Origin of the sequence: Propionispora hippei DSM 15287, assembly GCF_900141835.1 — a bacterium.
In the GTDB taxonomy this organism is placed as follows: domain Bacteria; phylum Bacillota; class Negativicutes; order Propionisporales; family Propionisporaceae; genus Propionispora; species Propionispora hippei.
The window spans coordinates 46,085-55,358 of record NZ_FQZD01000027.1 but is presented as its reverse complement, the minus strand read 5'-3'; the positions used below and the strand labels follow the sequence as shown (position 1 = coordinate 55,358).

Here is a 9,274-nt window from a genome sequence, read left to right as displayed (position 1 = left end):
CGGATGCCATAAAGATAGCCAATAAAGATCATTTTGAAAAGGACAATCGGATCTACGGGTGGTCGTCCATTATCTTGACAATAGTAGGGGGTGGTCTTCTCGTATATAAACGAAAAATCTATGTATTTATCTATCTTTCTAAGTAGGTGATCTTCAGGAACTAATTGATCAATACAAACTAATTCGAATTTCATCTGCTGAGGTGCTCGTTCTTTAAGCATACTCTACCTCCTAACAAAATTAGGTCCATGCAGAATTAATTCTACATGGACCCTCAAAAACCATTTTCATACTATATACTTTTTCAACAAGCTGAAGCACCCCTACAGGGTGCTTCTTGCTTCATTAGGGCATAAATTTACTGTCCGGACAGCTTATGCCTTGCTTATTGCCAATCTTCCAGGGTCATTCTTTTACAATCTTCTCTAGTAATATTGAAAAAGCCAAGTACCCGCTCATCCACAGGCAGTTGCTCCCAGTTATCCTTTCCCTGCAAGGCACAATAGTGAGCCAGACAGGCAATGCCTACCAGCGTCCGGTCGGTTACGTTATGATGAAAAGGATCATAATGAAACAGGGTGCTTTCAATAATCGGCTGGGGAAAGCCCCACCAGTCCAGCAGATAGCCGCCTACCTCCGGGTGAGTTACGCCAAGGATTTCCCGCTCCAAGGCCAGTAGCTGCGCCCCCGGTTGATGACGTAAAATAGCGTCAATTTGCTTATATTGCGCCGGCATTTGCCTTACCAGAACCGTCAGTCCGATATTAAGCACCAACCCGACCGAAGCGGCAACCGGCGGAATGTTCTTGCCGGTGAGCCGGTAGTGGAACCGGTTAGTCAGACGGTTCATTCTGATCGCGTGCTGCCACAGCGCCTCCCGGCTAAACAGGCCGGAGCCGCGGTCAGACACCGACTCACAGAGGCAGGTCAGGAGAACAATATTTTTAACGGTGGTCAGCCCCAGATAAACAATAGCCTGACTGATCGACCCGGTACGTATGCCATAGAAAGCGGAATTAGCCATATGCAATACTTTGGCGGTAAGAGCCGGTTCTTCCTCAACCACTGTCGCAATTTGCTGCATATCGGCATTGGCGTCAATCAGCTCCATCAGCCGGCTGAAAATCTGTGGCTGCAGGTGCAAACTGTCAATTTGATTGATAATGGTCAACAGCTTTCGGGCCTGCAGGACCTCTTTGATCTCCAATAGCTGCAAAATCGTTTTTTGCAAGGACTTACCGTCCCAGGGTTTTAATATATACATTTTGCAGGAACCGTCGAGCAGTGCTTTAATAATCTCTTTCTCGTCCGCATGGCCGCTGAGAATCAGGCGAATAGTGGCCGGATACAAATCCTTCACCCGTCGCAGCAGTTGATGTCCGCTCATCTGCGGCATCCGCATGTCGGAAATGATAATATCTATCTTCTCCTGGGCAAGAATCTCCAACGCCCGGTATCCGCTTTCCGCCGTAAATACGGTAAAGCCACTGCCCCGGAAGAATCGCTGAAAGGTGTTAAGAATAGGTTGTTCATCATCAACAAACAAAATCTTTTTTTCCATCGTCATTCTCCCTGCTCTACGCCCCCTGGCAGACGGACAGCAGCAGGAGGAAGCGCCGCTTCGCCGTCGTGCCGTATCGGCAGTTTAAAAATAAATTTAGCTCCTTCCCCCGTCGAACTCTCGGCCCAGATATTGCCTTTGTGCCGGTTGACAATGATATCATAAGAAATACTCAGTCCCATTCCGGTACCTTGTCCCACGGGCTTGGTTGTAAAAAACGGGTTAAATATGCTCTTCATATTCTCCGGCGTAATGCCTGTCCCGTTGTCTTCGACCGCACAATATACAAATTCAGCATCAAACCAGGTAGACGCTCTAATGACACCCGTTTCGGTCCGGTGTTTGTCTTTGATCGCATGCACCGCATTGACAATCAGATTTAGCAATACCTGATTGATTTCACCCCGTACGGCCTTAATGACCGGGATGGGCGTCAAAATCTTTTCAACCACGGCACTATATTTAATCTCATTATGAGCTACCAGCAGCGTGCTTTCCAATCCTTCCAGCAGGTCATAGTCCTCAAAGACAGCCTGCTGGTCCACACGGGAAAAAGTGCGCATTCCCCGGACAATCTTGCTCATCCGCTCCAGCCCGGCCAGCGTGTCCTGAAACAATTCGGGAAGGTCCTCCCGGATATAATCCAGGTCCTGTTCTTTTTCGTAGTCAGCCAGCTCAGCCACCATATTCAACTGGGCAGCAGCAGTCTCCGTCTGCTCTAAGGCCAGACACAACTGCCGGTAGCGGCTGAGCACCCTGTCGAAGGCGGCGAAATACTCCTGCAGTGATTCCACATTGCTGGTCACAAACCCCAGCGGATTATTAATCTCATGAGCCACCCCGGCTGCCAACTGTCCGATACCGGCCAGTTTTTCCTGCTGAATAAGCTGCCGCTGGGCCTGTTCCAGCAAATGTAACGCCGAAACAAGCTCGTTATTTCTTTGCACCAATTCTTCCTTCGACAAGCGCAGGCTGGTTTCCATCCGCCGGCGATCGGAAATTTCATTTTTCAGCTCCTCATTGGTATGCTGGAACTCCTCGTTCATCGCCTCCAGTTCCTGATTGGCGGCAAATAATTCCCGCGTCCGCTCCTCCACTTCGGCTTCCAGTGTATCATAAGCCTGCTTTAGCGCCGTTTGCGTTCGCTTTTGCCGTACCGTAATAAAGAGCAGCACCATAATAAAAACAGCAATTACCACCGAGATCAGCGCAGCCACCCAGTAGTAAACGGCAATCCGCTCATTCACTTCCTGGAAAGCTTCCTGTTCACTGATGCCGACCGAAACCACCAAGGGATACTCCTTCAGCGCCCGGTAGCTATGTATCCGTTTAATGCCGTCAATATCGCTGGTAATCACGTACTGCCCAATGTCACGTTCTGCCATATGGGCCATTAGCGCACCGCCGCTTAGGTTCTGGCCGGGCTCTGTTTTCATTCCCGACTCCCGGGCCCGGACTATCCCATCTCGCCCGACAAGCACAATAGTCGAATCTTTTCCCAGATTGACCTGCTTGTAAAACTGGGTAAAGTAGCAAGGATCGACCGAAGCCACCACCACTCCGCCAAAGGAACCGTCAGGCTTATTCACCCGCCGCGTCATTTGGATCGACCACTTGCCGGAAGAACGACCCAGCACCGGCTTGCTGATAAACAGGTCACCGCTGTCCCGGCCTTTATGCACCAGGAAATGCTCACGATCGGCCAGATTGGACGGCACAAAAGGCACCTGGCTGCTGACGGCCAGCTTGCCGTATTCATCGATCACGCTTAATAGTACCACCGACTGGCCGGTAAACCGCCCCTCCCTTATGTACTGAGGAATATCAATACGGCTCCCTGCTTTTTCATATTCATGTTTTAAAAACAGCGCGGCCTGATCTACACTCTTGATAGTCCGCAAGGTATGCTCCTCAAAGGCCCGGACAAAGTTTGCCGTATCCTTGAAGGCATCGGCCAGCGCAATCTGCCGTTCATTTTCGATCTTATAAAAAAGCCCCAGCCAAAGCAAAGAAAGCAGAAAGATACCGAACAGAATAATAATCATGCGAACGTTGCGGCTGTCCTGGGAGTCCTCTGTACCGATTGCCAGTTGTTTCTCCTCCACCGTCTGCTCCTCTCAGCCACCGATCCGTCCCGGCTAACGAACTGTGGACACCGCTTATTCCTCCTGCCCCAAACACAGCTTTCCGGCAGCAGCTTTACTAACAAATGGGGTAATACTTCTTCCAGCACCAGGTTCCACCTACATCAGTAATTCTTTCTGTCCGGCCCATTCCCTTTTGTGAAACAGGACTTATTTGTGCGGCAGCCTGCCTCTTTTACACGTTACGCACTACTGCTCCCCCCAAGTGTCACCAAAGCAGCCAGTCCCCCCGTCCTGCCAAAAAGAAAAGACCCCGGATAATAACTATCCGGGAGTCCGTAATACAGCTGGCAGTCACGCCTGCCTTATACTTTAATCAGTTCATAGGCCTTTTGGCCGATCCCGATTTTTTCGGCATGGTCCATACAGGACCGCCAGTTAGTTTCCGGGTGAGTCACACAGAAGTGGTCCTTTTCTACGCAGTCCTCTTGCCGGTTCTTCATCTGTTCGGACAGATAGCTGTCAGGCAAGGCCGGAGCTTGGTTAGCCATATCGGCACAGGCGACATCCAGGGCAACCGGATCAAAGGAAGCGAACATGCCGATATCGGGGAGAATCGGTGCATCGTTCTCGGCATGACAGTCGCAAAAGGGCGACAAATCAATTACCATGTTAATGTGAAAATGCGGCCTGTCATGCAATACCGCCCAGGTATATTCGGCAATTTTCTTGTTCAGGATATCCGTGGATTCATCCCATGCCGCCCCAATCGCATTGAATCGGCAGGTCCCAATACATCGTCCGCAGCCAACGCAGCGCGTGTGGTCAATTTTGGCCTTCTTGTCCTGGATGGAAATAGCACCATGCGCACAGATTTTAAGGCAGGCACCGCAGGCCACACACTGGGCCGATATCACGCGCGGTTTACCTTCACTATGCATTTCCATTTTCCCGGCCCGTGAGCCGCAGCCCATGCCGATATTTTTCAATGCACCGCCAAAACCGGTAAGTTCATGGCCCTTAAAATGGTTTAGGCTGATGACCACGTCGGCATCCATTACCGCCCGGCCAATTTTGGCCTCCTTCACATGTTCACCGGCAGGAATCGGAACATAGGCCTCGTCGGTGCCCTTCAGACCATCGCCGATAATAATCTGGCAGCCGGTGGTAAAAGGATTATAGCCATTTTCGTAGGCAGCGTCCAGATGCTCCAACGCATCTTTGCGGCGCCCCACATACAACGTGTTACAGTCGGTAAGAAAGGGCTTACCCCCCAGGCCTTTAATCACATCGGCCACGACTTTCGCATAATTGGGGCGCAGATAGGCCAAATTCCCCGGTTCACCAAAATGCACTTTAATGGCTACATACTTTTCTTTGAAATCAATCTGCTCAATACCCGCTTTTTTTATCAGTCTTTCCAACTTCTGCAGCAAGTTCATATTCTGGGTTGCCCGTAAATTGGAAAAATAAACTTTGGACCTTTCCATCTTATCCTCCTCCCAGGCTTCGTTTGTTTCGAAACCGCATATAACTGTTCCTCTTCTATTGTAGCCTTTGTTACATCAAATAGGCAATATTGTCATATTATTTATCAAGCCATTCTTTTAGCTTTCTTTCTATCAATCACGATAAATTCCAGGAAAATCCGACAGGAATGCTCCTGGTCTTGTTGAATTAAATGATACGGAAGTAATGATTCTCTATTTCTTTATAGAAAGGATCGCGTAGCTACATGAAACGCCTGTTTTTATACGTTGCTCTCGGCAGCCTTGCTCTCGTTACAGCCGGAATCGCTTATCTGTTCTTTTTTGTTCCCGGCGTTCCCGTACTGAACTATCATGAGGTCAACAACCACAACCATGTCTTATTGGCGATCAGCTCGCAGGAGTTTGACGCCCAAATGTCTTATTTGGCCAAAGCCGGCTACAACTCCATCACACCTGATCAATTGCTGGACTATCTGCAATACGGCAAACCACTGCCGCCCAATCCCGTTTTAATTACCTTTGACGACGGCTATGAAGACAATTATCAGGAAGCCTACCCTATTCTAAAAAAATACAATTTTACCGCCACTATTTTTCTCATCACCGATTTTGTCGATCATAACAGCCAATATCTGACCTGGCAGCAGATAAAAGAAATGGCCGGCAGCGGCATACAGTTTCAGTCGCATACGGCAACACATATCATGCTGACCAAAGCCTCGGATAGCGAGGTGCTCGCGCAGCTCACCCGGTCCCGTAAGGCCATTGAACAGCATTTGTCAAAAAAAGTGGAGTATCTGGCCTATCCGGGAGGCTTTTACAACAACCAGGTGATTGAGCTAGCCAAACAGGCTGGCTATCGGGCCGCTTTCACGATTAACCTGGGGCGTGACAGAACAAATTCCAATTTTTATACCTTAAACCGGATTCCCGTTTTTGAACTGCCTCATACCTTTTTCCACTTTTGGCTGCGTCTTAAGCTAACCCGCCTTTGGAACAGCCTGCAAACCTTAAAAATACTATTAACCAACTGTGGCGCTTCCCGGCTGGCAGACTTAATTTATATTCCTTAAGTCTGCCGGCCTTCTTTTGGGTTTATCGGCCTGCCGGGAGCCAGTACGGCCGGGGCCTCATGAGGAGGCAAGTGGGCAATCGCCTCATAATCATTGACCCTGCCAATATCCCACCAGGCATAGTCCCGTACAAAACCGTACACGCCCTTTCCCTCCTGCAGCAAAACAGGAAAGACCTGGGCCGGTAAATCCACCTCATGCTTCTCCGGCGCAAATCTTTCGATATAAGGAAAAATGCTTTGCTCCAATAAATAAGTTCCCGTACTTACCGGACGATCCAGGTTTGCTTTCTCCAAAAATCCGGTAATCCGGTTCGCCTGATCCACCTCGGCCACGCCCACCTCCAGCCGGTAGCGGCTGGATAAGGCCACCGAAACCACCCCTTGCGTCCGGGTATGAAAGTCCATAAATTCACAGTAATTAAGCTGACACAGCGTATCGCCGGGCACAACCAGAAACCGGGGCTCCTTAGCCAACAGCTCACGGCACCGCCATACTTCGCCGGCCTTTCCGGCCGGCGCGTTGCCGCGGCTGTAGGCAATCTCAACTCCCCACCGCTTTCCATCACCAAAATAGTTTTCTATCTGTTCTGCCAAATAACTGGTTGCTATCACGTACTCCCGGATACCGTAGGCTGCCAACCCAAGAAGAATCCACTCCAGAAGCGGTTTCCCCTGCAGCGGTACCAAGGGCTTGGGTATATAGTCGGTAATCGGCCTCAGCCGGGAACCGCGGCCGGCAGCTAAAATTAAGGCTTTCATCGCTGTCCCCCTCCCGCAAGCTGTTCGACCCAATTGGCGGCTTCCTCTGCGCCGCCGTATGCGTCCCCCAGCCGTTTGAGAGCCTGAGCCCCTGTCCGGTATGACTCCGACCGGATGACGGTCTGCATGGCCTCTGCCAGTTTGTCCGGCGTTAATGAAGCTTTCTCCAGCACGATGCCGGCCTGGAACCGGGCCATGACGGCAGCGTTATCCTCCTGCTCACCCATGGAAGGTATCACTACGGCCGGACTGCCACAGGCAATACAGCTCATCAGCGTGGAAGAGCCGCCATGAAAAACCGTTACATCACTGGCTTTGATCAGCTCTGTCCCCGGTACAAAGCCTTTAACCATCGCATTGACCGGCGGCCGGTATGCCTTAATGGTATTCGGCGATATGGCAAGACCGGTGGCTACAACGCCGGTAATATCGGGTGTTAATTGCAGTGCTTTTAATACGGTCGCCAAAAACTGCTCGCCAATCAAGGGCGACCCGCCGCCTATGGTTATATAGGCCAGGTTTCGTTCCCCGTTGCCAAGATGCTTTTGCTTGAGCAAAAACCGGTCCGGCAATTGGTCCGGCGACTCCACCAGCAGCGGTCCGCAAAAGCGGATCTTTTCCTTTATCCCTCCCAGCCCGGCACCGAAAAAATCCATTGCCAGATCTCCGCCAAGCTCCGGCATTCCCTCCAGGATAATCAGGTCGGCTGCCCTCAACATGCTTTGCAGGGAAGTTCCGGTTTGTTTCTCCGCTGCTCCCTGACGGTTTATAAATTTACTGACCATCTGGACAGTCTTTTGTCCATGGGGCTGCAAAAAGACCAGGGCTGAGGGGATTCCCAGCGAACGGGCCACGGTGGCACCGCTAACCGTGCCGCTTACAATAAGATCAGGGCAGACCTTTTTTGCCATAGTGCGTTCCAGTTCCACCATCTTTTCCAGCAGTTCCTTCATCTGGGTCAGCGTCGCTTCAGACGGTTCTGCCTTCAAATCCTGTAACGTACCTGCATGATGTATATCCGGCATATTGTCAGCTTCCAGCACGTCAAGGCCAAAATTCCGTATTACCGGAATCATTTTTCCCGCGGCAATAAACTTGACGTCATGCCCCCGCCGCTGCAAAGTCTTAGCGATGGCTATGACTCTCATGGCCTGACCCATGATCGTAGCTGCTCCCATTTGGGCTGTACATAAAATTTTCATCCCGATCCCCCTCTTTTATTTCGTGTACAATGACATGCTGCTGTGACAAAAACTCATCAAGCAAGTTGTGAAAATAACTGCGGTAATGCCGGTACAGCATGTCCTGCGCTTCCAGCCTGGTGGGAAAGCCTTTGGCATCATACAGGGAGGCCTTGACCGAGCCAAGCAAATTACCCATTACTACCGCCATAATCGGACTCTGCAGTCTGGAATAGGCATAAATGAAGCCGGCTGACGCGGCGTCGCCGCAGCCAATAGTATCCACCACTTGTCCCGTATCACTGACCGGTACTTTGGCCCAGAACAATCGCTGCTGCCGTTTCCAGACAACCAAAGAGGCTTGGCTGCCAAAGGTAATCCAGCAAGCCGTCAGCCCGCTTTGCACATCCTGACGGCATAATCCAAATGCTCCGGAAACGTGCTGAGACTGCATCCCGCAGCCCAGGATGCTTCGTGCTCGTTCATTTTTAAAATATCAATCGCCTGCAGCCATTCCGCCTCCTTAGCCCACTGTTTTCTATACCGTTTGCCGGAATGGTCAACTCCGGTAAGCAGGCCATGAATATCCAGGAATATAGTCGCCTCCGAGCTTTGCCGAAACCGCCTGACCGTTGCCAGGGGAATATCCGTATCGTTTAACGGCATCAATATAACATAATCCCGGTTAGTCAATTGTTCCATTTCTGCGAAGGAAACCGGCGTCATAACCTGTGTCTGCTTACTGATCCGCTCATGCCGGTTTAGGTACTGCAGCTCAATTTCCGTTCCTCTATTCGCCGGTCCGTCCAAACCACAAAGCCGGATATTGGGGAAATCAAGCAGCGCTAACACCGCTTCCCTGTCGGCTGCCGCCACGTGGGACAGACAAAGGATATCATCTTCCGCACTTTCCAGCAGCTTGGCCAGCACGGTTGCACTATAGGCAACGGCACCGAACTTGCTTGTCGTTTCTCCCGGCGCGCGGTTAATCGTATCTTTTGATATAGGCCCTACAATGCCAAACCTCATGGTTTGCACCTCCGCTTTTACACCCTTTTCATCCGATTTTCATCGTCCGCAACAAATATCCGGAAAAAGACTATACTTGCTTACTATTCCCTGAT

At 50.6% G+C, this 9,274-nt stretch carries 9 protein-coding genes; 1 reads left to right on the top strand and 8 read right to left on the bottom strand.

The window, feature by feature from the left end:
• The 4 genes from F3H20_RS14095 to F3H20_RS14080 all read right to left on the bottom strand — a co-directional run.
• Positions 1-221: transposase (locus F3H20_RS14095; protein ID WP_149735552.1), on the bottom strand; the 221-nt coding region annotated here is incomplete at its 3' end.
• Positions 222-385: 164 nt separating this feature from the next.
• On the bottom strand, positions 386-1,561 hold the full coding sequence (locus tag F3H20_RS14090; RefSeq protein WP_188128346.1) for a response regulator: 1,176 nt from the start codon (positions 1,559-1,561) through the stop codon (positions 386-388).
• 2 nt (positions 1,562-1,563) lie between these two features.
• On the bottom strand, positions 1,564-3,666 hold the full coding sequence (locus tag F3H20_RS14085; protein ID WP_149735550.1) for an ATP-binding protein: 2,103 nt from the start codon (positions 3,664-3,666) through the stop codon (positions 1,564-1,566).
• A 344-nt stretch (positions 3,667-4,010) separates the two neighbouring features.
• Positions 4,011-5,135: a DUF362 domain-containing protein gene (locus tag F3H20_RS14080; RefSeq protein ID WP_149735549.1), complete on the bottom strand. Its 1,125-nt coding sequence runs from the start codon at positions 5,133-5,135 to the stop codon at positions 4,011-4,013.
• Positions 5,136-5,380: 245 nt separating this feature from the next.
• Here F3H20_RS14080 and F3H20_RS14075 point away from each other — a divergent pair, with 245 nt between their 5' ends.
• Entirely contained in the window at positions 5,381-6,208 is an 828-nt protein-coding gene (locus F3H20_RS14075; protein ID WP_149735548.1) for a polysaccharide deacetylase family protein, read from the top strand.
• Here F3H20_RS14075 and F3H20_RS14070 read toward each other — a convergent pair.
• Genes F3H20_RS14070 through F3H20_RS14055 form a run of 4 tightly spaced genes read right to left on the bottom strand, consistent with a single transcriptional unit; the run spans position 6,205 to position 9,179 of the window.
• Positions 6,205-6,969: a nucleotidyltransferase family protein gene (locus F3H20_RS14070; protein WP_149735547.1), complete on the bottom strand. Its 765-nt coding sequence runs from the start codon at positions 6,967-6,969 to the stop codon at positions 6,205-6,207. The two genes, F3H20_RS14075 and F3H20_RS14070, sit on opposite strands and share 4 nt — an antisense overlap.
• Positions 6,966-8,171 (bottom strand): glycosyltransferase, encoded by a 1,206-nt coding sequence (locus F3H20_RS14065; protein WP_149735546.1) that lies wholly within the window; start codon positions 8,169-8,171, stop codon positions 6,966-6,968. Before F3H20_RS14065 ends, F3H20_RS14070 begins: the two co-directional genes overlap by 4 nt.
• Positions 8,095-8,556, bottom strand: a complete 462-nt coding sequence (locus F3H20_RS14060; protein WP_188128345.1) for a carbohydrate kinase family protein — start codon at positions 8,554-8,556, stop codon at positions 8,095-8,097. The genes F3H20_RS14065 and F3H20_RS14060 overlap by 77 nt, the downstream gene beginning before the upstream one ends.
• A complete protein-coding gene (locus F3H20_RS14055; RefSeq protein WP_149735544.1) occupies positions 8,541-9,179 on the bottom strand; it encodes a carbohydrate kinase family protein in 639 nt (212 codons plus the stop codon). Before F3H20_RS14055 ends, F3H20_RS14060 begins: the two co-directional genes overlap by 16 nt.
• Between the last annotated feature and the right edge of the window lie 95 nt (positions 9,180-9,274).